Origin of the sequence: Thiocapsa sp. (assembly GCF_011390875.1) — a bacterium.
Lineage (GTDB): Bacteria > Pseudomonadota > Gammaproteobacteria > Chromatiales > Chromatiaceae > Thiocapsa.
Genome location: NZ_JAABRP010000008.1, coordinates 34171 through 58560, shown reverse-complemented (window position 1 = coordinate 58560; position 24390 = coordinate 34171). Strand labels below are relative to the sequence as shown.

At 60.9% G+C, this 24390-nt stretch carries 24 protein-coding genes; 11 read left to right on the top strand and 13 right to left on the bottom strand.

All coding sequences use genetic code 11. The annotated features are described in order from the left end of the window. Genes yidC through rpmH form a run of 4 tightly spaced genes read right to left on the bottom strand, consistent with a single transcriptional unit; the run spans position 1 to position 2426 of the window. Positions 1-1683: a membrane protein insertase YidC gene (yidC, locus tag GPT33_RS01235; RefSeq protein ID WP_296805102.1), complete on the bottom strand. Its 1683-nt coding sequence runs from the start codon at positions 1681-1683 to the stop codon at positions 1-3. Then, positions 1676-1912, bottom strand: a complete 237-nt coding sequence (gene yidD / locus GPT33_RS01230; RefSeq protein WP_296805100.1) for a membrane protein insertion efficiency factor YidD — start codon at positions 1910-1912, stop codon at positions 1676-1678. Before yidD ends, yidC begins: the two co-directional genes overlap by 8 nt. Further along, entirely contained in the window at positions 1897-2295 is a 399-nt protein-coding gene (gene rnpA, locus GPT33_RS01225; RefSeq protein WP_296805114.1) for a ribonuclease P protein component, read from the bottom strand. The genes yidD and rnpA overlap by 16 nt, the downstream gene beginning before the upstream one ends. Then, positions 2292-2426, bottom strand: a complete 135-nt coding sequence (gene rpmH / locus GPT33_RS01220; protein ID WP_007193460.1) for a 50S ribosomal protein L34 — start codon at positions 2424-2426, stop codon at positions 2292-2294. Before rpmH ends, rnpA begins: the two co-directional genes overlap by 4 nt. A gap of 285 nt (positions 2427-2711) precedes the next feature. Between rpmH and dnaA the strand changes: the two genes are divergently transcribed. The 4 genes from dnaA to gyrB all read left to right on the top strand — a co-directional run bounded on the left by dnaA (position 2712) and on the right by gyrB (position 9130). Then, positions 2712-4052, top strand: a complete 1341-nt coding sequence (gene dnaA, locus GPT33_RS01215) for a chromosomal replication initiator protein DnaA (RefSeq protein ID WP_296805097.1) — start codon at positions 2712-2714, stop codon at positions 4050-4052. A gap of 191 nt (positions 4053-4243) precedes the next feature. Further along, entirely contained in the window at positions 4244-5344 is a 1101-nt protein-coding gene (dnaN, locus tag GPT33_RS01210; protein ID WP_296805095.1) for a DNA polymerase III subunit beta, read from the top strand. A gap of 12 nt (positions 5345-5356) precedes the next feature. Beyond that, a complete protein-coding gene (recF, locus tag GPT33_RS01205; RefSeq protein ID WP_296805092.1) occupies positions 5357-6493 on the top strand; it encodes a DNA replication and repair protein RecF in 1137 nt (378 codons plus the stop codon). A gap of 231 nt (positions 6494-6724) precedes the next feature. Then, positions 6725-9130: a DNA topoisomerase (ATP-hydrolyzing) subunit B gene (gene gyrB / locus GPT33_RS01200; RefSeq protein ID WP_296805090.1), complete on the top strand. Its 2406-nt coding sequence runs from the start codon at positions 6725-6727 to the stop codon at positions 9128-9130. Here the strand turns inward: gyrB and GPT33_RS01195 are convergent. From GPT33_RS01195 to glyQ, 4 genes are read right to left on the bottom strand one after another with little or no spacing between them, the layout of a single operon-like run. After that, complete coding sequence (locus GPT33_RS01195) at positions 9127-9903, bottom strand: lysophospholipid acyltransferase family protein (RefSeq protein WP_296805088.1); 777 nt, start codon at positions 9901-9903, stop codon at positions 9127-9129. The two genes, gyrB and GPT33_RS01195, sit on opposite strands and share 4 nt — an antisense overlap. After that, on the bottom strand, positions 9896-10441 hold the full coding sequence (gene gmhB, locus GPT33_RS01190) for a D-glycero-beta-D-manno-heptose 1,7-bisphosphate 7-phosphatase (RefSeq protein ID WP_296805087.1): 546 nt from the start codon (positions 10439-10441) through the stop codon (positions 9896-9898). Before gmhB ends, GPT33_RS01195 begins: the two co-directional genes overlap by 8 nt. Positions 10442-10498: 57 nt before the next feature. Then, on the bottom strand, positions 10499-12589 hold the full coding sequence (gene glyS, locus GPT33_RS01185) for a glycine--tRNA ligase subunit beta (RefSeq protein ID WP_296805085.1): 2091 nt from the start codon (positions 12587-12589) through the stop codon (positions 10499-10501). 12 nt (positions 12590-12601) lie between these two features. Continuing rightward, positions 12602-13507 carry a glycine--tRNA ligase subunit alpha gene (gene glyQ / locus GPT33_RS01180; protein WP_296805083.1) on the bottom strand — a complete coding sequence of 302 codons (906 nt, stop codon included), beginning with the start codon at positions 13505-13507 and terminating at the stop codon, positions 12602-12604. 307 nt (positions 13508-13814) lie between these two features. On the opposite strand from glyQ, the gene GPT33_RS01175 reads away from it, so the two are divergent. From GPT33_RS01175 to GPT33_RS01150, 6 genes are all read left to right on the top strand, one after another. Further along, a complete protein-coding gene (locus tag GPT33_RS01175) occupies positions 13815-14969 on the top strand; it encodes a cation diffusion facilitator family transporter (protein WP_296805081.1) in 1155 nt (384 codons plus the stop codon). A gap of 479 nt (positions 14970-15448) precedes the next feature. Next, positions 15449-16852: a glutamate--ammonia ligase gene (glnA, locus tag GPT33_RS01170; protein WP_296805079.1), complete on the top strand. Its 1404-nt coding sequence runs from the start codon at positions 15449-15451 to the stop codon at positions 16850-16852. Positions 16853-16946: 94 nt separating this feature from the next. Beyond that, positions 16947-17462 carry a DUF4124 domain-containing protein gene (locus GPT33_RS01165; protein ID WP_296805076.1) on the top strand — a complete coding sequence of 172 codons (516 nt, stop codon included), beginning with the start codon at positions 16947-16949 and terminating at the stop codon, positions 17460-17462. Positions 17463-17679: 217 nt separating this feature from the next. Next, positions 17680-18762: a nitrogen regulation protein NR(II) gene (gene glnL / locus GPT33_RS01160; RefSeq protein ID WP_296805074.1), complete on the top strand. Its 1083-nt coding sequence runs from the start codon at positions 17680-17682 to the stop codon at positions 18760-18762. Further along, the gene (ntrC, locus tag GPT33_RS01155) at positions 18755-20215 is read left to right on the top strand and encodes a nitrogen regulation protein NR(I) (RefSeq protein ID WP_296805071.1); all 1461 of its coding nucleotides are present in this window, start codon (positions 18755-18757) and stop codon (positions 20213-20215) included. The genes glnL and ntrC overlap by 8 nt, the downstream gene beginning before the upstream one ends. A gap of 87 nt (positions 20216-20302) precedes the next feature. Further along, positions 20303-20686 carry a hypothetical protein gene (locus GPT33_RS01150; RefSeq protein WP_363928907.1) on the top strand — a complete coding sequence of 128 codons (384 nt, stop codon included), beginning with the start codon at positions 20303-20305 and terminating at the stop codon, positions 20684-20686. 83 nt (positions 20687-20769) lie between these two features. On the opposite strand, the gene GPT33_RS01145 is transcribed toward GPT33_RS01150, so the two are convergent. Beyond that, positions 20770-20994, bottom strand: coding sequence for a hypothetical protein (locus GPT33_RS01145; RefSeq protein WP_232405968.1), 225 nt, complete (start codon positions 20992-20994; stop codon positions 20770-20772). A 174-nt stretch (positions 20995-21168) separates the two neighbouring features. On the opposite strand from GPT33_RS01145, the gene GPT33_RS01140 reads away from it, so the two are divergent. Continuing rightward, positions 21169-21645, top strand: a complete 477-nt coding sequence (locus GPT33_RS01140; protein WP_296805066.1) for a tRNA (cytidine(34)-2'-O)-methyltransferase — start codon at positions 21169-21171, stop codon at positions 21643-21645. A 125-nt stretch (positions 21646-21770) separates the two neighbouring features. Here GPT33_RS01140 and GPT33_RS01135 read toward each other — a convergent pair whose 3' ends face one another. From GPT33_RS01135 to GPT33_RS01120, 4 genes are all read right to left on the bottom strand, one after another. Next, a complete protein-coding gene (locus tag GPT33_RS01135; protein WP_296805064.1) occupies positions 21771-22808 on the bottom strand; it encodes an NAD(P)H-dependent glycerol-3-phosphate dehydrogenase in 1038 nt (345 codons plus the stop codon). Positions 22809-22816: 8 nt separating this feature from the next. After that, positions 22817-23317 carry a protein-export chaperone SecB gene (secB, locus tag GPT33_RS01130; protein ID WP_296805062.1) on the bottom strand — a complete coding sequence of 167 codons (501 nt, stop codon included), beginning with the start codon at positions 23315-23317 and terminating at the stop codon, positions 22817-22819. Between the two features lie 90 nt (positions 23318-23407). After that, complete coding sequence (locus GPT33_RS01125; RefSeq protein WP_296805060.1) at positions 23408-23836, bottom strand: rhodanese-like domain-containing protein; 429 nt, start codon at positions 23834-23836, stop codon at positions 23408-23410. Between the two features lie 167 nt (positions 23837-24003). Then, complete coding sequence (locus tag GPT33_RS01120) at positions 24004-24372, bottom strand: metalloregulator ArsR/SmtB family transcription factor (protein ID WP_296805058.1); 369 nt, start codon at positions 24370-24372, stop codon at positions 24004-24006. Between the last annotated feature and the right edge of the window lie 18 nt (positions 24373-24390).

The window sequence follows — 24390 nt, the reverse complement described above, 5'->3', positions numbered from 1 at the left end:
CTAGCGCTTGTGTTTGGCCGAGGCAGCCTGTTTTTCGATCGTCCGCGTGATGTGCCATTGCTGTGCGATGGACAGCAGGTTATTGACCGTCCAGTAGAGGACCAGGCCCGACGGGAAGAAGGCGAAGAAGACCGTGAAGACGAACGGCAAGGCCATCATGATCTTCGCCTGCATCGGATCCGGCGGCGGCGGATTGAGCTTCATCTGCACGAACATGGAGACACCCATGATCAGCGGCAGGATGAAGTAGGGGTCGGGCGCAGAGAGGTTGTCGAGCCAGAGCATGAAGGGTGCGTAACGCAGCTCGACGCTTTCCAGCAGCACCCAATAGAGCGAGATGAAGACCGGGATCTGGATCAGAATCGGCAAACAGCCGCCGAGCGGGTTGATCTTCTCGGTCTTGTACATCTCCATCATCGCCTGATTCAAGCGCTGCTTGTCGTCGCCGTAGCGATCCTTCAATGCCTGCAGTCGAGGTGCCAGCTGACGCATGTTGGCCATCGACTTGTAGCTGGTCTCTGAGAGCTTGTAGAAGGCCAGCTTGATCAGAATAGTCAAAAAGATGATCGACCAACCCCAGTTTCCGACAACCCAGTAGATCTTACTGAGCACCCAGAAGATGGGTTGCGCAATCACGGTCAACCAGCCGTAGTCGACTGCCAGCTCCAGCCCCGGGGCCACGCTTGCAAGTTTGTCTTGAAGCTTCGGACCGACGAAGAACTCGTTCTCGAAGACGTGGGTCGCGCCGGGCGGGATGCTGACCGCGGGGGAGTATTTACCGATGATGTAGCGCGAGTCGGCGAGGACGTTCGTGTAGAAGGTCTCGAGCGCGCCCGCCGGCGGGATCCAAGCCGCAAGGAAGTAGTGCTGCATCATCGCGATCCAGCCGTCGGCAACGCTGCGGTCGAGCTTGCCTTTGCGCATGTCGTCGAACGACACCTTCTTGTACTTGTCCTCCGGGCTGTAATACACGGCACCTGTATAGGTGTGAACGAAGCGGGATTCGTTCGGATCGATCAGATCGGTGCGCTGAAGCTGGTTGTACTGACGGGCAACGAGGGGGGCATCCGTCGCGTTGGTGACCGACTGACTGGCCCGGATCACATAACTGCCGCGCTCGAAGCTGTAGCGCTTGCGAACCTCGATGCCGGCGTCGTTCACCCAGACGAGGTCGACATCGAGGGTGGTCTCGTTCTCGCCGAGCCGGTAAAGGGGCTGGGAGCTTTGGAAGATCGCCTCATGCGTCGGTAGGAGGGCCGGATCCTCACCCAACAGACCGGACTGGGCGATGAACATGTTGGGCGGAACCGGCTTGAGCAGCTGGAAGGGGTCGTCCGGACGCTCGGCCACAGTCGCATAATCCAACAGCCAGGCAGCGGAAATAGTCCCGCCGCGCGGAGAGATCTCGATGTGAAAAACGTCCGTTTCGATTCGGATCGGGGCCTCGGCGGGGACCGCCTGCGTGTCGGCCGCGGACATGGCCGGGGTGATGGCATCAAGGGTCGTCGCAACCTGCGGGACGTCCTGCGCCGCCGAGGTGGAGGGGGGTGCATCGACCGTCAGACCGCGCTCCTGCGCAACCTGCGGCTGAACCGGGCGCCCGTAGTCTTCCATCCAGGCCGAGTAGATGAGGAATACCACGGCGGCCAGGGCGAAAAACAGGATTAAACGCTGGTTATCCATGAGAGCAGGTCTGCCTTTCGGTTGGGACTGGATCGAAGCCGCCTTCGTGCCATGGGTGACAGCGCGATACCCGGCGTATCGCCAGGTATCCGCCGCGAAGGAGTCCATGGCGCTCGATTGCCTCGACGGCGTAATGCGAGCAGGAGGGATGGAACCGGCAATGCGGCCCGAGGAGCGGACTGATGCCGTACTGATAAGCGCGGATCAGGGCGATCAAGATTCGACGCATGGTTGTTTCTCGATGGTATCCCAGGCGCGGGCGAGGGTAGCGAACAAGCGCGGATTGGGCATGGTCGGCGCGCCGGACGCGCACAGCACAACGATATCCCAGCCTTGGAGACGCGAGCGATTGAGCCTGAAGCTTTCGCGGACGATCCGTTTCAAACGGGCTCGGTCGACCGCGCGACGCGCACACTTCTTCGCGATCGCGAGTCCGAGTCGCGGATACCGCAAGCGGTTCTCGCGGTACAACACGAGAAAGCCGGCGCCTCTGCAGCGCCGTGGTTCGGCAAAGACGTCACGAAACTGTCGGGAAAGGGTAAGTCGACAGGTCCGCGGAAAGGTCTGCTCGGACTCCGCGGGCGTCTCGGTGCGATCCTCTGCGAGGTTCAGGTCGCCAGGCGCACGCGACCCTTGGCGCGGCGTGCATTGAGGACCTTTCGGCCGTTCTTGGTCGCGCTGCGTGCGCGGAAACCATGGGTCCGCGCGCGCTTGAGGCGGCTGGGTTGGAAGGTGCGTTTCATGCTCGGTGCTCCGGAAGTCTCGTCGTCCGGGACTCGACTGAGCCCCGCCTTAAAAGGCGCGGAAACATAAGCAATTTCCGCCTGAAAGTCAATGCCGGTAGGGTTCGGGGCTCGGAGCCGCCGGTTGTGGATAAGTCCCGTCCGGGAGGCTAGACTGCTGCCACATCGGACCGGCGAGAGCCCCGCGAGGGAATCTTCCGACCGATCGCCGCAGCCATCGGGACGGCCGCCGGAGCGATCGGCGGTCTTGCTCGACCACAACAAGCAGTTTTCGGGGAGTCCAGCGTGGGAGTATGGGAACAGTGTGTCAGACAACTAAAAGGAGAGTTGACCTCGGCTGAGTTCAACACTTGGATCCTGCCATTGCAGGCGCGGGTGGACGAGGGCCGGTTGCGGTTGTTCGCACCGAACCGGTTCGTCCTGGACTGGACACGCCAGCATTACGAGGGACGGCTGCTCGACCTGTGCCGGGCCTACAGCGACGGCGCCATCGGGAGGCTGAGCTTCGAGGTCGGGGGGTTAGACTCCAATGCGAGCGGCACGGCAGCGCAGATCACCAGCGCCGTTCCGGTCGATGCAGATGGCGAGCTTGCCGCCCGACGGGCGAGTGCTAATCTGAACGCCGATTTCACGTTCGACAGCTTCGTCGAGGGCAAATCGAACCAGCTCGCGCGGGCGGCATCGATCCAGATCGGACAGAACCCGGGTACCGCTTATAACCCGCTCTTCATCTACGGCGGCGTGGGCCTCGGCAAAACACATCTGATGCATGCCGTCGGAAACATTGTCCTCGCGACCAACCCGAACGCTCGAGTCGTCTATCTGCACTCGGAACGCTTCGTAGCCGAGATGATCAAGGCGCTTCAGCACAACCGGATCGACGAGTTCAAGAAGACGTATCGCTCGGTGAATGCCCTGCTGATCGACGATGTTCAGTTCTTTGCCGGGAAAGAGCGCTCTCAGGAGGAGTTCTTTCACACCTTCAACGCACTGTTCGAGTCGCGCCAGCAGATCGTCCTCTCCAGCGACCGTTTTCCGAAGGAAGTCGTTGGGCTCGAAGAGCGCCTGAAGTCGCGGTTCGGTTGGGGACTGACGGTCTCCATCGAGCCGCCCGACCTCGAAACAAGTGTCGCGATCCTGCACAGCAAGGCCAGCCTTTGGGGTGTGGAGCTCCCGGAGGATGTCGCCTTTTTCGTCGGGCGGCGGATTCGCTCGAACATCCGAGAGCTTGAAGGGGCGCTGCGCCGACTCGTCGCAAATGCTCAGTTCACCGGCAAGCCCATCAGCATGGAACTGGCGAAACACGCACTTCGGGACATGTTGGCCGCACAGGACAAACAGGTCAGTATCGAGAACATTCAGAAGACGGTGGCCGAGTACTTCAAGCTCAGGACCTCCGACATGATTTCGGCGAAACGAAGTCGCTCGATCGCACGCCCGCGACAGATTGCGATGGCGCTCGCAAAGGAACTGACGAAGCATAGTCTCCCGGAAATCGGACGGGCGTTCGGGGGTCGCGATCACACGACCGTCCTGCATGCCACTCGGACCATCAAGAATCTTCGCGACAGCGACGCATCGATCGAAGAGGACTACAAAAACCTGTTGAGAACTCTGACCTCTTAGCTGTGGATAGCGTGTTGACGGAAATCGGCGGCAGTTGAATCCCAGATTTATACACAGATTGCCCAGAGGTTATGCCGGTCGCAAACCAGGGGGACGTGGCTGTTCCATAACGGATTGTGGTTAGTCGCACACTCATGCACAGCCCTTATTACTACAGGTTTTTTAAATTACTTCAGTATTAGGAGATCGCGATGGAGCTCGTCGTCAACCGTGAAAATTTGTTGCCTGTGCTCAGTAAAGTTGTCGGCGTCGTAGAGCGACGACAAACACTTCCGATCCTCGGAAACTTGTTGTTGTCGGCGCGTGATGACCGGGTCGACATTTGCGGAACGGATCTGGAGGTGGAGGTCAGGACGAGTTGTAGTGCGTCGGTTCCTCGCGAGGGAGAGACCACGCTGCCGGCCAGAAAGCTAATGGACATTTGCCGAAATCTGACGGAAGGCACGGAGATCCGGTTTCGACTGAACAACGAGCGTTGCGTCGTCACTGCCGGACGTGGTCGGTTCACGCTCGGGGTGTTGCCGGCGGCGGATTTCCCGCTGATGGATGCCGACATCGATGGGCTGGAGGTCAAGGCTCCCGAGGGCGTCCTGCGGCAGATTCTTGACAAGACATCCTTTGCGATGGCGCAACAGGATGTGCGGTACTACCTGAATGGCCTGCTGCTCGAGTGGGAGCGTTCCGGGATTACGGCCGTCGGGACGGACGGACATCGGCTGGCCAAGTTTCATCGAAGCCTTGATTTGGATATTCCGGAGCGCGTGCAGGTCATCGTTCCGAGCAAGACGATTCTGGAGCTCCGCCGTCAACTCTCGTCCACTGACGAAGAGGTTTCTGTGTCTGTCGGCTCTAGGAGCATTCGTCTAGCGGTCGGCGGAATGGTGATGACCTCGAAGTTGGTGGATGGTCGTTACCCGGAATACGAGCGAGTCATCCCTCGCGAACTCGGCAAGGTTGCTCGGGTCAGTAACGACGCGCTCAAACGAGCGTTGGCACGGACGTCGATTCTGTCGAACGAGAAGTATCGAGGTGTTCGATTGGCGTTCGAGGAGGGTGTCCTGAGGCTGCAGGCGCACAATCCAGAGCAGGAAGAGGCGGAGGAGGAGATCGAGCTCGACTACAACGGGGAATCCGTCGCCATCGGTTTCAACGTGGCTTACCTGTCGGATGTTTTGGGGGCAGTAGAGGGTAGCGAGATCGAAGTTCGATTCAGCGATGCCGGAAGCAGCTCCGTTTGGCGAGGGGTCGGAGCCGAGGATGAAACCTATGTCGTCATGCCCATGCGCCTGTGATTTTCGGGGTCCATGGACGACTTGATCGGACCGCGGTTGCTGAGGCTACGGGTTAGGAATCTAAGAAACCTCCGCAATGTGGATTTGGACCTGTGCGACACATCCCATCGGATCCTGTTGACCGGCAGCAATGGGGCAGGGAAGACGACGCTCCTCGAAGCCGTCTATCTTTTGGCGCGGGGCCGGAGCTTTCGGGGTCGCAAGGCAGGATCCTTAACGACTGACGGTGAGCGTCGGACCTTGATCGAGGGATTGTTTCGGGAGGCGGATTCATCGAGCGAGTCGATGTTGGTCTTCGAGCGGAGCAGCCGCGGTAGCCTGAGGCGGTACAACAGTGTTGCGATGGGATCGCTCCCGCCGAGCGAAAGTCCGCTGAGAGTCAAGCTAGTCGGGGAAAATCCTCAGGCCCTTTTGGAAGGGGAGCCGGTGCTCAGACGCGGGCTTCTGGACTGGAACTTGTTCCACGTGGAACATCGGCTTGGACAGTTGCGGGGCGAATTCAGACGTGTACTCGCTCAGCGAAATGCGGCACTTCGACAATCCGGGCCCAGCGCGTCGCTTTGGGACCCAGCCTTCGTCGACCTTTCCGACCAAATTACGGTTAAGCGCGCGGCCTTTGTGGACCTATGGCGGGCCGAGTTCAGATCCTTCGCGAACGACTTCTCGTTCCTCGACGGCTGCGATCTACTCTTCGAGCGCGGCTGGCCGCACGACAGCGATTTGACGGATATCCTTGAGCGGGGACGCAGTGCCGAAGTTCAGCGCGGGCAAACCCTCGCGGGTGCACATCGTGCGGACGTCACGATCAGCCGTTCCGGTGGTTCGTCCAGGCTCTCCCGCGGCCAAGCAAAGGTCGCCGTATGCCTTCTGCAACTCGCGGCGGAACGCGTCCACCGCGCGAACGGTTTGTTACCGTCGCTTTGGCTCCTCGACGATATCGACGCAGAACTCGACCCTGGCACAGCCGATCGTCTCTGGCGGTTGTTTGGAAATCCGGACACGCAGCAACTCGTCGCCCGTTTGAGCTGCGAGTCTGGTGGGATCTGTGTTGAATCCGCCGCCGCCGACTGTATGTTCCACGTGGAACACGGCACTCTCACACCCGCCGCGCCTATCGATCGTCCTCTGCCACCGGCCTCCTTGGCTTAACGGTGCCGATCATCGGCGTCCGGCATCTACCCCACCCGCCGCCCCTAAGGCGCTCCGGTCCCGGTTCCCGTATAATAGGCCACGCTTAGGGGGCAGCCTTGCCCCGGCGTCGACCTATCCGGCTGCGATGCGCACCATGCTTCCACGAAGCCGTGAAGCAGGCATTCGCCGAAAGTCCCGCCGCCAGCGCTTGCGCGCCCTCCCACCGATCCATCATCTCGATCAGGCCACATGACCTACGACTCAACAAGCATCAAAGTCCTTCGCGGACTCGACGCGGTCCGTAAACGGCCAGGCATGTACATCGGCGATACGGACGACGGTACCGGCCTCCACCACATGGTCTTCGAAGTCGTGGACAACTCCATCGACGAAGCGCTTGCCGGCCATTGCGACAACATTCGTGTCATCCTGCATGGGGACGGCTCGGTGTCCGTGAGCGACAACGGACGCGGTATTCCGGTCGACATCCACTCCGAGGAACAAAGGTCCGCGGCCGAGGTGATCCTCACCGTTCTCCATGCCGGGGGGAAATTCGACGACAACTCCTATAAGGTGTCGGGCGGACTCCACGGCGTCGGCGTCTCGGTCGTCAACGCACTCTCCGATCGCCTCTTTTTGAAGATATCCAGAGGAGGACGCCTGTATCAGCAGGAGTACCACCTCGGGGAGCCCCAGTATCCGCTCAAGCATGTTGGCGACACCGACGCAACAGGAACGGAAATTCGGTTCTATCCGTCCGAGCAGACCTTTACGCACATCGCCTTTCACTACGATATCCTCGCAAAGCGACTTCGCGAGCTTTCGTTCCTCAACTCCGGCGTACGTATCGAGTTGTTCGAGGAGGCAACTGGTCGAGAGGACGTCTTCGAGTATCAAGGAGGCATCCGCGCCTTCGTCGAGCACCTGAATCAGAACAAGGAGCCGATTCACCCAAGCGTGATCCATTTCACTGCGGAACGCCAAACGGTGACGGTCGAGCTCGCGATCCAGTGGAACAACGGCTACCAGGAAACGATCTTCTGTTACACCAACACGATCCCGCAGAAGGACGGTGGTACCCACTTGGCGGGACTGCGAGCCGGACTAACCCGCACCTTGAACGGCTATATCGAGCGCGAAGGACTTGACCGCAATCAAAAGATTCGCCCGGTCGGCGACGACGCGCGCGAGGGCTTGACCGCTGTCCTGTCCGTGAAGGTCCCGGATCCGAAATTTTCGTCGCAGACGAAAGATAAGCTGGTCTCTTCCGAGGTCAAGGCGATCGTCGAATCCCTCGTGGTCGAGCAGCTGAATATCTTTCTCGAGGAACAGCCGGCAGAGGCGAAATCCATCGCCAACAAGATGCTCGAGGCCGCGCGCGCCCGCGAGGCAGCCCGCAAAGCGCGCGAGATGACACGCCGTAAAGGCGTGCTCGATGTCGCCGGGCTGCCGGGCAAGCTTGCAGACTGCCAAGAAAAGGATCCGGCCAATTCAGAGTTGTATCTGGTCGAGGGTGACTCCGCTGGCGGCTCGGCAAAACAGGGGCGTGACCGCGCCTTTCAGGCCATTCTTCCGCTTAAGGGAAAGATCCTGAATGTCGAGAAGGCCCGTTTCGACAAGATGTTGTCCTCCGCCGAGGTTGGGACGCTGATCACCGCGTTGGGATGCGGAATCGGCCGCGAAGAGTACAACCCGGACAACCTCCGCTATCACCGCATCATCATCATGACGGACGCCGACGTCGACGGCGCCCATATCCGAACGCTTCTGCTGACCTTCTTTTATCGTCAGATGCCAGAATTGGTGGAACGCGGCCACATCTTCATCGCTCAGCCGCCGCTCTACAAGATCAAAAAGGGAAAGCAGGAGGAGTACCTGCTCGACGACGCCGCACTGAATCGGGCAATGCTCCAGGCCGCACTCGACGGGGCTGACCTTCATGTCAACGCAGATACCGTACCTTTAGCGCGTACTGCGCTCGAAACACTCGCGCGCGACTATCAGGTGTTCGTCGGGATCATCAAACGTCTATCGACGCGCTACGATGCGGTATTCCTCGATGAGTTGGCCAAGGCGCCGCCGCTTGACGATGCACTCCTGGCCGATACCCAAGCCTTTGCCGATTGGCTTAGCGACATGGAGCGACGCCTGAATCAACTCGACTCCATCTCTTTGCACTACCAACTGCGTCTCACCGATTCGACATCGCTTCGCCCTGAAGCTCTGGAGCTGGTTCGCTTGATCCATGGGATTCCGGAGAGTCGCATCATCCCGTTGGATTTCTTCCACACTGCCGATTATGCAAGGATCCTGGATTACGGTCGGAAGGTCGCTGGATTGCTCGAGACGGGTGCCTATGTTGCACGCGGGGATCGCCGCAAGGAGATTACCGAGTTGGGCGAAGGGATTCGCTGGCTTCTCGCCGAGGCGCAACGCGGGCATAGCATCCAGCGCTACAAAGGGCTTGGCGAGATGAACCCCGACCAACTTTGGGATACCACCATGAATCCGGAGACTCGGCGCCTGTTGCGGGTCACCATCGAGGATGCGGTAGGGGCCGACCAAATCTTCACCACCCTTATGGGGGATCATGTCGAGCCGAGGCGGGAATTCATCGAGCGCAACGCGCTCAACGTCGAGAACCTCGACGTTTAGGGCCTATTGGATCCGGGCAATGCTGCAACCGTGGTTTCGATCCACTCTTCCACAGCGGCATTGATCTCGACTGCGGTCCGCCCGGCAGTCGGTATTGGTGGCCCGATGACCACCTCGATCGTTCCCGGTTTCTTGCGTATGCTGCGCCGTCCCCAGAAATAACCCGCGTTGTGCGCGATCGGGACGACCGGTCGTCCGCTACGCTCGGCCAGCACGGCCCCGCCGATCGCGTACGGGTGGCGGCAACCCGGCGCTACACGCGTCCCTTCCGGGAAGACGATGACCCACCGCCCGCTCTGCAACAGCTGCAGACCTTCACGGACCAACTCGACGATCGCGCGACGTCCCGCGGCGCGATCAATTGGAATACAGCGAAGACGCTTCAAACCGGCCCCGAAGAACGGGATGCGCATCAACTCCTGCTTCAAAACCCAGCTCTGGCGAATCGGCAGCAAAGCCCTCAAGGCGATGACGTCCCATGACGACTGATGCTTGCTCAAAACAATCGCGTTCTCGACCGGCAATTTATCCAGTCCGCTGACCCGGTAGCGCAGTCCGCAGATCCATCTCAAGGCCCCTAGATTGAGCGTCGCCCAATGTTGCGCGAGCCGATCGAGACTCTGCTCCGATGCGATCGAACCGATAAAAAGCAAAAGGCTGGAGTAGACAACGACTGAGCTGACCAAAAAGACCTCGTAGAGGAGGGAACGGATCAGGATCAGCCCCGAGAGCAGCCTGGATGTCAGTCCATCTCTGAGTCTGCGACTATCCATGGAGCAGGGTATCCACTACGGATGCAAGATCGGCATGCACCGGAACTCCCGCAAGATGAGGGGATCCGCCAACCAGCGTGTCCTCCCCTTTTCCCGTACGAACTAACCAGGGCTCGGCCCCGGCAGCGCGCGCCGCCAGTACATCGCCGAGCGAATCGCCGACAAAGGGTATGCCTGCGAGATTCATCGAGAGTCGCCTCCCGATCTCCTCGAGCATGCCGGGTCTGGGCTTGCGGCAACCGCAGCCGTCATCGGGCCCGTGGGGGCAATAGACGATCATCTCGATTCGTCCTCCCTGTTCGGCTAAGAGATCCCGAAGCTTGCGGTGCATGGTGTCGAGGTCAGTCGGGGTCAAAAGGCCACGCGCCAACCCCGATTGGTTGGTCGCCACTGCGATGCGGTAACCCGCGTGGGAGAGTCGCGCAATGGCATCGATGCTCCCCGGCAACGGGATCCATTCGTCTATCGATTTGACGAAATTCTCCGAATCCGCGTTGATCACGCCGTCTCGATCCAGAATCACGACCCGCTCACTCATCACTGTTGCCCTCGAACACGAGAAAGCATTCGCCCGCCCGTCCAGCCGTTCCGTCGATCATTCTTGGAGACGGGAGATGTCTGCGACAAGCAGGAACAGTCCGGCCAGGGAGTGGAGCAGTCGGATGCGGTTCTCGCGGATCTCGGGATCATCCACCATCACCATCACTTGATCGAAAAAGGCTTCGAGATCGCTTTCAAGCTCGGACAAGAGACGCAACACTCCCATGTAGTCACGGGCTTGCGCGAGGGGTACGACCAGTGAGGACAGCTCCTCGACCCGAGCCGCGAGACGGATTTCGGCAGGATCATCGAGCAGTTGGCGGTTTGCTTCGGTACACGCCGAACCGACCCCAACGTCGATTCCCGCCTTATTCAAGATATTGCGGATTCGCTTGTTTGCTGCTGCCAGGGACGCAGAACCGCTCAGCGCTCTGAAGGCTGTCACGGCATCCAAACGGGCGTCGAGATCGGCCGGTACGGTAACGCCTGTCTGGAGTACCGCCTCGATGGTGTCCCCGGCGACGCCTCGCTCGTGGTAGTAACCCCGCAGTCGATCGATCACGTACCCAAGGGCGGCAGCCTCCACATCCTCGCTCAGAAGCCCGGCCGGATAGCCGGATGCCGCCGAGGCGATCAACTCGCGCAGGTCCAGTTCCAAGGGAGTCTCGATCAGGATACGCAGCACGCCGATCGATGCACGCCTCAGACCGTAAGGATCCTTTGCCCCGGTCGGACGCAACCCGATACCGAAGATCCCGACCAGCGTATCGATCCGGTCGGCGATCGCCAGGACCCTTCCGCATGGGCTCGCCGGAAGAACATCGCCTGCGAACCTCGGCAGATACTGCTCCTCCATCGCAGCACAAACACAGGGGTCCTCGTTCGCGTGCAGCGCGTAATAGCGCCCCATGGTCCCCTGAAGGCCGGGAAACTCGTAGACCATCGAGGTCACCAGATCGCACCGGGAGAGCCGCGCTGCGCGGGCAGCGAGATCCGGATCGACACCGATCGAGGACGCGAGATCCCGAGCCAGGCTTGCCACTCGAGCGCTCTTCTCCGCGAGGGTGCCGAGCCGATCCTGGAAGACGACGGTCTTGAGCCGTTGGGCGTAACCTTCCAACGGCTGCTTGAGGTCTTGGGTCCAAAAAAAGGCCGCATCCGCGAAACGAGGCCGGATCACGCGCTCGTTGCCGGCACGGACCTGATCCGGATCTCGGCTCTCGATGTTGGCCACCGTGATGAAGGATGCCTGCAAGGCACCGGAGGCGTCCTCCACCGGGAAATATTTCTGATTCGAGCGCATCGTCTCGATCAGAACCTCGGGCGGAATCGCGAGATACGCCTCGTCGAAGTGGCCAAGGATCGCCCTTGGCCATTCGACCAAGGCCGTGACCTCGTCAAGCAGGGCGTCATCGACCCGGGCGCGCAGACCATTCGCCGAAGCCAGTTCTTCGACCTGGCTGCGAACTAGGTCGCGACGGCGATTGAAATCCGCCTCGACCGATCCGCGCGAGCGCAGCAGCTCGGAGTATTCCATCGCTTCGGGTATGTTGATCGGCCCGGGGTGATGGAAGCGATGTCCACGAGTGTGCCGACCGGCCTCGATGCCCAGGACGCTGCCCGATATCGCCTCCGTACCCAACAGCAGACACACCCAGTGGACCGGACGGACGAACTCTTCCGAACCATCACCCCAGCGCATCCGCTTGGGGATAGGAAGCTTGGTAAGCGCGGCGTCGGTCAAACCCGGCACCAAAGAGGCCGTGAGCTCGCCGGCGACGCTGCTTCGGAATGCCAGCCATTCACCCTTGTCCGTGACCTCGCGAGCGAGCGTATCGACCGGCACCCCGCAGGACCCGGCGAAACCCAAAGCGGCCTTCGTCGGCTGGCCATCCGCAGCAAACGCCGCCTGTAGCGCAGGTCCGCGCCGCAGAATTTCCCGATCGGGCTGACGGGTCACGATGCCGCGCACCAGGATGGCGAGTCGCCGTGGCGAGGCGAAAGGCTCGATCGTCTCGAAGCCGATACCGGCACCCTCGAGTTGATCGCGAAAACCCGCGAGGAAGGCGTTCGAGAGAGCGAGCAAAGCGGTCGGAGGGAGCTCTTCGGTTCCGATCTCGACCAAAAGGTTACTGGTTGCGTCCACTGTCGTTTCCCCTTAGCGGGTCAGCATCGGGAAGCCGAGGGCCTCCCGGCGGTCGAAATAAGCCTGGGCCACGGCACGCGAAAGGGTGCGTACGCGCAGGATGAACCGCTGTCGCTCCGTAACCGAGATCGCGCCGCGCGCATCGAGAAGGTTGAAGGTATGAGATGCCTTCAAGACCTGCTCGTAGGCCGGCAACGGGAGGCCTTTCTCGACCATGGCGGCGCTTGCTGCCTCGCAGGTATCGAATTGCCTGAACAGGGCGTCGACGTCGGCATGCTCGAAGTTATAGGCGGACTGCTCGACCTCGTTCTGATGGTAAACATCGCCGTAGGTGACGACGCCTGCCGGGGTTCGGCTCCAAACCAAATCGTAGACACTCTCGACGCCCTGCAGGTACATGGCGATGCGTTCGAGGCCATAGGTGATCTCACCGGTCACCGGCCGACAATCGAGTCCTCCGACCTGTTGGAAGTAGGTGAACTGCGTCACCTCCATCCCATTGAGCCAAACCTCCCAGCCGAGCCCCCAAGCGCCCAAGGTCGGTGACTCCCAGTTGTCCTCGACGAACCGGATATCGTGCACGAGAGGATCGATACCGAGACGGCGCAGCGAGTCGAGGTAGAGATCCTGGATCTCGAGCGGCGAGGGCTTCAGCACAACCTGATATTGGTAGTAGTGTTGGAGGCGGTTCGGATTCTCCCCGTAACGCCCGTCGGTCGGTCGGCGCGAGGGCTGAACATAGGCACTGCGCCAAGGTTCGGGGCCGATCGAGCGTAGGAAGGTCGCCGGGTGGAAGGTTCCTGCGCCGACCTCCATGTCGAGTGGCTGAAGGATGACGCATCCCTGCTCGGCCCAGTAACGCTCGAGGGCGAAAACGAGGCCCTGAAAGGTCGAGACATCCTCTCGATCGAGATTCAAGATCGTACTCCTTCGGCCCAGTGTTGATGAAAATCGAGCAGTATAGCGCTGATCGGCGAGGTCACGCCAAAGCGATACCCCGCGCACCAGAATTTTTTGCCTCGATGTACCCGTCACATTCCGAAAAAGTCCACGAGCGCCGGGCTTAGAACGATCCCCGCAGGACATCGCGCAGCTGTTGGGATTCTATCGCTACGACCATCCGTGCGCGCCAAACCGGGTCTCGCCTGTTACGCTACCGAGTTCGTCCGATTGCACCCCCGGGGCGCGGAACCGGACTTCAAACGCAACCTCGATGCCTACCGCCATGCGCACCTTCAACGACTCGTCAGCCGAACGTCGCCATGCCGTTACCCACACGGCAATCGTCGGCGCAGCGATCAATCTTGTACTCTCGGTGGTGAAGATCATCGCAGGCGTTTTCGGTCACTCTCAAGCGCTCGTGGCCGACGGGATTCATTCACTTTCCGACCTCTTATCCGATCTGTTGGTCCTGTTGGCCGGTCGCCGGGGCAGCCAAGGTCCCGATCACGATCATCCCTACGGGCATGCTCGATACGAAACGGTTGCAACGCTCGTTCTGGGGTTGCTGCTCATCGCCGTGGCCATCGGCATTGCCTGGGATTCCATCGAGCGCCTGTTTCAGCCGGCGGCCTTGCTCGAGCCGGGGCCTCTGACCCTGCTTGCGGCTCTGGGGTCGATCCTCGCCAAGGAATGGCTTTACTGGTGGACGCTCGGCTATGCCAAGCGCGTCAAGTCGGATCTGATCCGCGCCAACGCCTGGCATCACCGTACCGACGCGGTTTCTTCAGTGGTCGTCCTTGTGGGAATCGCCGGAACCATGGCCGGCCTAGCCTATCTGGATGCGATCGCAGCAGTCGTGGTCGCGATGATGATCGCTAAGATAGGCTGGGAGCTGGGCTGGGAGGCGATCAACGAGTTGGTCGATACCGGGCTGGAATCCGAGCGGCTGAGCGCGGTCAAGGAGACCATTCGCTCGGTTGGCGGCGTGCGCGACATCCACATGCTGCGCACGCGCCGCTATGCCGGACAGGTTTCCGCCGACGTCCACGTCTTGGTCGATCCCTTCGTCAGCGTATCCGAAGGCCACATGATCAGCCTCTTGGTGGAGCATCGCCTCAAGCGCGAGATCGACGAAATCACCGACGTCACCGTCCATATCGATCCGGAGGACGACGATCGTTTTCCTCCCCCCGTCGGGCTCCCGCTGCGGGCCGAGGCGATGGCCCGCCTCGCCTCGCTCTGGTCGGCGATTCCGGAGGCCAACGAGCGTCAACGGATGGTCTTTCACTATCTGCGGGGCGGGATCGACATCGAGGTGCATTTCCCGTTAGCCGCATGCCGCCGAAAAGGCGCGGACGCTACCGACTTACAGGCCCGCCTCGCGGAAGCGATCAAGGACGAGCCGGCGTTTCGAGATGTACGAATCTTTTTCGGGTAGCAATCGCACTATAGTGGTGCTGTTTTTTGAGGAATAGCTCCGTTATGGTGCGCTGATGGAAAGGCTGGGGGTCGTTGCCCTCGCAGCAAGCGTTTGCGCAATCGGTATCGCATTGTCTCGACTGGTCGGTTGAAGCGACATTTCGAGAAATAACCGCTTTTAAACAGCGTATTGAGCCTTCCTTGGTCAAGTTTCCGCGGACCGATCACGTTCGGAGGTTCCGTCGATTGCGGTCTTGGCTCGGTAGATGCTTTACGCCCGGAAGGTGATCGACAGCACCGGCCGTCCTCCGTCGCATGCAACGCCGAGGACTCCATTCAGACCGATTCACCGCGACCCGCCGACGCACCGCGAGTCGTGCAGCCGGAGTGGTGACCTGCTAGGCTCCAAGCCGCCTCGCCGCACACGAGGGTAAATGGCCTACGATGGCGCCGCCCGGCGAACTTTCCCCCGAACCTACAGCAGCGGAGAAATCCCAAATGACAGACGTGATCAAAATGATCAAGGACAACGACGTGAAGTTCGTCGACCTTCGCTTCACCGACACGCGAGGCAAGGAGCAGCACGTCTCCATGCCCTCCCGGGTGATCGACGAGGATTTGTTCAAGGACGGCAAGATGTTCGACGGATCGTCGATCGCGGGCTGGAAGGGCATCGAAGCATCGGATATGGTCCTGATGCCGGAGCCCTCCACCGCCGTGATGGATCCCTTCACGGACGAGAACACCCTGATCATCCGCTGCGATATCCTGGAGCCCGACACCATGACCGGGTACGAGCGCGACCCGCGCTCCCTGGCCAAGCGTGCTGAAGCCTATCTGAAGTCGACGGGCGTCGCCGACACGGCGTACTTCGGTCCGGAGCCCGAGTTCTTTATCCTGGACGATGTTCGCTGGGGTGCGGACATGAGCGGCGCCTTCTACAAGATCGATTCCGAGGAAGCCGGCTGGAACTCCGAGCGTGTCTTCGCCGACGGCAACATGGGGCATCGTCCGAGCACGAAAGGCGGCTACTTCCCGGTCCCGCCGGTCGATTCACTGAATGATATTCGCGCAGCCATGTGTCTTGCGCTCGAAGAAATGGGTGTGCCGGTCGAGGTGCATCACCATGAAGTCGCAACCGCGGGCCAATGCGAGATCGGCACCCAGTTCGATACCCTCGTATCACGCGCCGACAAGAACCAAATCACCAAGTACGTCATTCAGAACGTCGCCCACGCCTACGGCAAGACGGCGACATTCATGCCCAAGCCGTTGGTCGGCGACAACGGCAGCGGCATGCATGTGCACCAGTCGCTGAGCAAGGACGGCCAGAATATCTTCGCCGGCGACAAATACGCAGGCTTGTCAGACACGGCACTCTATTATATCGGCGGCATCATCAAGCACGCCCGCTCTCTGAACGCCTTGACCAACCCCTCCACCAACTCCTACAAACGTTTGGTGCCGGGCTTCGAGGCCCCTGTGATGCTCGCCTACTCGGCGCGCAACCGCTCCGCGTCCGTCCGCATCCCCTATGTTGCGAGCCCTAAGGGCCGTCGGATCGAGGTTCGCTTCCCGGATTCGACCTGTAACCCTTACCTGGCTTTCGCCGCGATGATGATGGCCGGTCTGGACGGCATCCAGAACAAGATCCACCCGGGCGATGCCATGGACAAGGATCTCTATGATCTGCCGCGTGAAGAGGCCAAGGCCATTCCGACCGTTTGTCACTCGCTGGATATGGCATTGGAGTATCTCGACAACGACAGGGAATACCTCACCGCCGGCGGTGTCTTCACCGACGACCTGATCGATGCCTATATCGCTCTGAAGATGGGAGAGGTCACGCGCATCCGCATGACCACGCACCCGGTCGAGTTCGACATGTACTACAGTCTCTAGACTCCGGCCGCGCTCAAGCGTGTCGACGAGGCCCCGCAAGGGGCCTTTTTCATTTCCGGTTGAGCCCGAAATCCCGGTCGACTATTCTTCGACTATGATCAAATACCTATTCGCCGCCGTCGTTCTATTGGCGCCCCAAGCGTCGAGCGCCGAAATCTTTCGCTGGGTCGACGCGGACGGACGAACTCACTTCTCGGATCGACGACCGCCGGATGCGGCGGTGCAACGCGTTGTACCCGATATAGACCAACCCGACCCCGCCGCCCCGGATCCCGAGTCGACCGGCAAGACACCATTGCTCGGACCCTACGCGGTCTTCGAGATCCTCGCGCCGACGGCCGGAGATGTCCTCGTTCAGCCGACCGACACCCTCGAGATCCAGCTGCAGCTGGAGCCGCCGTTGCTCGAAGGGCATCGTCTCGAGCTCATGCTCGACGATCGTGCGGTCACCGTCGAGGCGGGACCGACCCAGTTTCAAATCCAGGGTATCGGCTTCGAGGCACACCGCATTCAAGCGCGCGTTCAGGATGCGCTCGGCACGGTCGTCGCGGCGACCCCGTCGCTCGAGCTTGAGCTGCGCCAATCCACTCCCCCCGGAGTTTTACCCTAAGCCTCTGTTGTTGAACGGGCTTTTCCGATCGACTTAATCTGAGTGACGATGGTACGAGTTTCGCATGTTCTCGGTGTCGATATGCAGGCCCGAGTCTGCGTGTCGCGCCGTTCGCCTGCGTAGAGCCTCCCGCAGCCCGATCGTCGACGTCAAACCTTCCGTCTTCGCGTGCGTCCTCGGGCACGCGCGATCTTGTCAGCCGTTCGGATGAGAGATCATGAGTATTCAGCCAGCCCCGAAGCCGGCCCTAGAGCGGACGATTCTCGATCACCTGAACACGGCTGTCCTACTATTCGACAAGGACTTACGTCTCCTGTATCTCAATCCCGCCGCCGAGATGCTCTTCGAGATCAGCGCTCGACACATGATCGGACACCATGCCCTAAACCTGCTTCCCTGCCCCGACCACCAAGTTGAAGAGCGTCTGAAAGCCGCGTTGGAGTCGCGTCACCCCTTTACCGAGCGAGAGATCAACGTTGTTGCGGGCGACGGGCGCACCAAGACGGTGAACTGTACTGTCCTACCGCTGCACCATTTCGATGCGCACGACCAAGTCCTCGTCGAACTCGCGCAGGTCGACCGTCAGCTGCGGATCACCCGAGAGGAACATCTGCTTTCTCAGCACCAGGCAACCCAGGCCCTGATCCGTGGTTTGGCGCACGAAATCAAGAATCCGCTCGGCGGTCTGCGCGGCGCGGCGCAGTTGCTTGAGCAGGAGCTTCCCGATCCGGGCTTACGTGAGTACACGCGCATCATTATCGACGAGGCCGACCGCCTTCAGGACCTGGTCAACCGGATGGTCGGCCCCAGTCGCTTGCCCCGTCGAGCCTTGGTCAATATCCACAATGTCCTCGAGCACGTTCGTGGACTCATCCTCGCGGAGTCGCCGACCGGTCCGCGCGTGCAACGTGACTATGACCCGAGCATTCCGGATTTCATGGCGGATCAGGACCGCTTGATTCAAGCCTTTCTGAACCTCGCGCGCAACGCCGCTGCGGCGGCCGGAGTGGCGGGACGCATCGAGCTGCGCACGCGAGTGCTGCGGCAATTCACGATCGGAAACCGTCGTCATCGCCTTGTCCTGCAGGCACAGCTCCGTGACAACGGACCCGGAATCCCGCAGGAGATCGAGGATCGCATCTTTTTTCCGATGGTCTCCGGTCACCAAGGCGGTACCGGGTTGGGCTTACCGATCGCCCAAGAGCTTATCAACCAACATGGAGGCCTCATCGAGTGCGAGAGTCGGCCCGGCGAGACTACGTTTCACGTCTACCTGCCGTTGGAGACGGACCATGAATAATCGCGAACCCAAGGTGTGGGTCATCGATGACGACAGGTCCATCCGGTGGGTGCTCGAGCGTGCGCTGCGCAAGGCGGAAATGCACGTGACCTGTTTCTCCAACGGGGTCGGTGTCATGGAAGCGCTCCAGCGCGAGCAGCCCGACGTTATCCTCACCGACATCCGCATGCCCGGAATCGATGGACTGGACCTCTTGCGACAGGTCTCGGCCCGCTACCCCGGACTGCCCGTGATCATCATGACCGCGCACTCGGACCTCGACAGCGCGGTGTCCGCCTTTCACGGCGGTGCCTTCGAGTATCTCCCCAAGCCATTCGATCTCGACGAGGCGGTAGGGCAGGTCAATCGGGCGTGTCGACGTGGTCGCGAGGAGCGCCCCGAAGAGATCGTGATGAGCAAAGCGCCGGACATCATCGGCGAGGCGCCCGCCATGCAGGAGGTCTTTCGGGCGATCGGTCGACTCGCACGCTCCAACATTACGGTTCTGATCAACGGGGAATCCGGAACCGGGAAAGAGCTGGTGGCGCGCGCATTGCACCGGCACAGCCCACGCAGCGATCGACCCTTCATCGCCCTGAACATGGCCGCAATTCCTCGGGATCTCCTGGAATCGGAGTTGTTCGGTCATGAACGCGGCTCCTTCACGGGGGCTCAGAGCCGCCGCGAAGGGCGATTCGAGCAAGCCGACGGCGGGACCTTGTTTCTCGACGAGATCGGCGATATGCCCGCCGAGCTTCAAACTCGACTTCTGCGGGTACTCGCCGATGGAGAGTTCTACCGTGTCGGCGGCGTCGCACCGACGCGGGTAGACGTGCGGATCATCGCAGCAACCCACCAGAATCTCGAAGACCTGGTCCGACAAGGCCGTTTTCGAGAGGACCTGTTCCATCGCCTCAACGTCATCCGGATTCATCTGCCGGCGCTGCGTGATCGGCGCGAAGACGTTCCGGTATTGATGCGGCACTTTCTCGCCCAAGCGGCCTTGGAACTGACGTGCGAGCCGAAGGTGCTCGCGGCGAGCGCAATCGAACACCTGAAACGGCTCGACTGGCCCGGCAATGTTCGCCAGCTGGAGAACACCGCCCGCTGGGTGACGGTCATGGCCTCCGGCAAGGAGATTCACGCCGAGGATCTGCCGCCCGAGCTCAACGCCTCGTTTTCCGAACCGGTTCGCGACGAGCCGTGGGAAACGGTGTTTCGCCGCTGGGTCCGTCAAAGCCTCAAACAGGGGCAGGGTGCCCTGCTCGATACGGCCATGCCGATATTCGAGCAGATCCTCATCCAGACCGCGTTGGAGCATACCGGCGGACGTCGGCAGGAGGCTGCTCGACTCCTGGGATGGGGGCGCAACACCTTGACTCGAAAGATCAAGGAGCTCCGACTCGATATCGAGATCGACCCTGAGGAACCTTCGTCGGATGAGGATTCGGTAAGGAGCCCCCAAATCGGATAGGCGGATCGAGGACACGCCCGGCGGTCATCGCTCCGCTGAATTCACCATCGGTACCGAATGACAGATCCGGAGAATGACTTGGACAGTATGAGTATTGACCTGAACGGATCGGAGATCTCGTCGATCCATCGCGAGGACGGACGCCTGACTCTGCATTTCTCGCGGGCCTACCTCGTCAAGACGATGACGGGCTCAAGCGAGCGCACACGTTGGCACCAGGCAGGGGATTTAGTGATCGACGGGGTCGAGGAAGCTTCGACGATTCCGAGCGGCCCGCTCGTCTGTCGGGGGGGAGACATCGAAGAAAACATCTTCACGTATCGGGATATGGTCCCGGTTCCGCTCGAGAGTCGAGGACATGTGCGCTGTGCACTGATGTTCGAGGGAGTTGCCAATCCGTTCGTCGCCCAAGGAACGGCAATCAGACTGGAGATGCACGACACACCAAAATATATCGAGCACCTACGCTGACCGACCTTTTGCGCAGAACCCTCATCATGATGAGCCGCGTCCTGGATTGCGGACGCGGGCTCGATCCCGAGTGTTGTATCTGCTCAGTTGCGCGCCGAACCGACGATCTCGTGAGCGATGTCCACGACTCGGTTGGCCATATCTTGATATTCCTGCCGATAGTTGACGAGCAAGCCGTCGGTCGCCGCCCAATAGTCCTTGCCCGACACCCCGTGCTCATGCTCGTAGTCGATGAATTGCTTTTGCATCCCGAGCATCTTCTCGATCAACTCCTGCTTTTCCTTCTTCAGCGTGGCGATATCGCTCATGTCGGTGTCCCCATAGGGTTTTTGGCCGCCTTGGAGCGGCGATGTTAGAACTTTCCCAAACCTTAATATAGCATGCAGCGAACTGTCTCGGTCAACCGCCGAACCTGCTCTTCGGTCGATGGTTTCCGACCGTGATCGACGTGCTCGCCTACGCCCGACTGACCTGGATCCGCAATGTTTGATGTCATCCTCTACGAGCCCGAGATCCCGCCCAATACCGGTAATGCCATGCGCCTCTGTGCCAACAGCGGTCTGCGACTCAACCTCATCGAGCCGTTGGGGTTCGCACTCGAGGATCGTCTGCTTAGGCGCGCCGGGCTCGATTATCGCGAATGGGCCGAGGTCGACGTCTATCCGACCTTGGAGGTCTGTCTGGGGGAGCTTTGTCCGCCGCGGCTCTTCGCGTTCACGACCCGAGGCTCGACCCTCTACACGGCTCCGCACTACGAAGCCGGCGACGCATTTCTATTCGGTCCGGAAACGCGAGGCCTGCCTCAAGCCGTGCTCGATACGCTCCCGCCCGAGCGACGCATCTACATCCCGATGCGACCCGGCAATCGAAGCCTCAACCTCTCGAACGCCGTTGCCGTCGTCGCGTTCGAGGCATGGCGTCAGACGGGATTCGAGGGAGCCTTTCAGCGAGAGGCGTGACCCGGCGCCAGGGCAGGCGCAGTCAACCTGGACGATCAAGGGATCGGACTTCCGATGCGAACGCGCCATGCCGAGCCACGACGACCGCAACGGATCGCAACGACCTGGGTCACGCCGGATGCGGTCTAGCCGAACTCGGCCTTCGGCTCGCGCTCGAGCAGGGCTCGGGTTGCACTCTCGGGGGACGCCCCTTCGTAGAGCACCCGGTAGACCTGCTCGCTGATCGGCATCTCGATGCCCAAGCGCGATGCGAGCCGATGCATGGCAAGCGCGGTCACGACACCTTCGACCTCTTGACCGATCTTTGCCTGCGCGTCGGTCAAGCTCGCCCCGGCCGCCAGCGCAAGACCCATCCGTCGGTTGCGCGACTGGTTGTCCGTGCACGTCAGGACCAAATCGCCGATGCCGGCGAGACCCATAAAGGTCTCCTTGCGTCCGCCCAAAGCGGTCCCGATGCGAATCAATTCGGCGAGACCTCGCGTAATGAGCGCAGCGCGGGTATTCGCGCCGAATCCAAGACCGTCGGCGATGCCCGTTGCGATCGCGAGTACGTTCTTCGCCGCTCCACACACCTCGACACCGACCATGTCCGAGCTGGTATAGGCGCGAAACCGATCCCCGTGCAGTCGCAGCGCAACCCGCTCGGCGAACGCCACATCGGCCGAGGCGACCGTAACGGCGGTCGGCAGACCGTGCGCGACCTCCTGGGCAAAGCTGGGGCCGGATACGACCGCGAGTGCGCGGGCGCCGAGGCTCTCCTGCGCAACGGCGTGCAGCAACTCCCCGCTTGCCGGATCCAGACCCTTGGTCGCCCAAGCGACGCCCATGGTCTCGGGCAGTCGCCGTGCGGCTTGCTCCACCACCCGCCGGAACGCGTGGCTCGGGACCACGATCAGGCAGTCGCTCGCCCCGGCGAGTGCCTCGTCCAGGGAGGCCGTCGCAGACAAGTCCGCAGGAACGGGGACTCCCGGCAAGAAGAGGCGATTCTCGCCGTCGCGACGCAAGGCCTCGATCTGCTCGATCTCATGACCCCACAGCCGAACGCGGTGCCCATTGCGGCACAGCAGGATGGCGAGTGCCGTCCCCCAGGACCCGGCACCCAGGACCGCGATGGCTGCGGAATCGGTCTGGACGGACTCGGTCCGCACGGAAGCGCCGGGCATGGTTCCGCTCAATGCTGGCTCGGCGGCTCTGCCGCGTCGCCCTTGACGCGCTGCATCGCCTCTTGTTGATGCTGTGCAAACAGGGCATCGAAATTGACATGTTGCAGTACGAGCTGCGGATAGCTCCCCTTGGAGACTAGATCGGAGACGACCTCGCGGGCATAGGGAAAGAGCAGGTTGGGGCAGTAGGCGCCGACCATCGCGCCCATTTCCTGCTCGGCGAAGCCGCTGATGCCGAAGATCCCCGCTTGCTGCACCTCGACGATAAAGGCCGTTTTGTCGCCGAGCTGTGCCGACACGGTAACCGAGAGCACGACCTCGTAAAGGTCCTCCTGGATGCGATTGACCTTGGTGCTGACGTTGAGCTCATGTTTGGGCTTCCATTCGCCGCGGAAGATGTCCGGTGCGTTGGGGGATTCAAACGAGGCGTCTTTGACATACACCCGCTGGACCGAGAACTGTCGCTCCGGTTGGGTAAGGGGGTCGTTGCTTTGCGGGTTCTCGGCCATGTTGCGGTTCCTTATCGAAGACTGGATCGAGGATCGGGGAAGAGGATGGGTGGAGTGCGGTCGAACCCGGCACCGGGATCGACCTGCGACTCAGCGTTTCTTGCGAGTGAGCGGGAGGCTTGCGGCTTCCCAAGCCATGATACCGCCGTGCAAGTTGAAGACTTGCTCGAACCCTTCCTTTCGCAGCTGGCTGCAGGCCATCGACGACTGAGCGCCGGATCGGCAGCTGACGATGATGGGCTTGGCCTTGTGCTTCTTGAGCGTGGCGATCTGGTTCTTGAATCCGTTCATCGGGACGTTGATCGCATTGATGATGTGGCCCTTTGCAAAATCGGCCGCAGGGCGAACATCGATCACCACCGCATCTTGATGGTTGATCATCTCGGTCGCGGCCAAGGGCTCGACGCTCCCTTTCCCGCCCACGATGATGTTGTAGATGAGCAACCCCGAGATGACGATCAACGCCACGAAGAGGTACCAGTGGTTTCCCACGAATTCCATGATTTGGTCTAACAGCATCGCTCTGCGATCTCGTTGATTGGGCGAGATTTCACGAACGCCGCGACGGATGCCTCGACCATGAGCCGAGCGCATCGTGAGAGCAGCTGCTCGCGATTGCCCCTTGATGATTAAGGTGGCGAAGTATAAGGAGGAGGGACGCGGGCGTCATCCCGCAGTGCGTCGGTTCAATGCGCGTGTTGGCAGAAGACCTCGCGCATCATCCCGATCAGCTGGAGGGTTCGTCCGTCGCTGACCCGGTAATACACACGGTTTGCATCCTTGCGCGAAGCGAGAATGCCCTTGTCGCGCAGGATCGCCAAGTGCTGAGAGATGTTGCTCTGGGAAGTCCCCACATGGTCCACGATCTCCTGGACACTGACCTCCCGGTCGCCCAGGGTGCAAAGGATCTTCAGGCGCAGGGGGTGCGACATGGCTTTCAGAGACCGGGATGCGCGCTCGATATCGGCATCGTCCGCAAACAGGTTGATCTCGTCGCGGTCGCCGACCGGGTCGTTCAGGACCGGGCGGGAAGGCTGGCTCAGATTGCTCACCATCGGATCCTGTCTCATCAA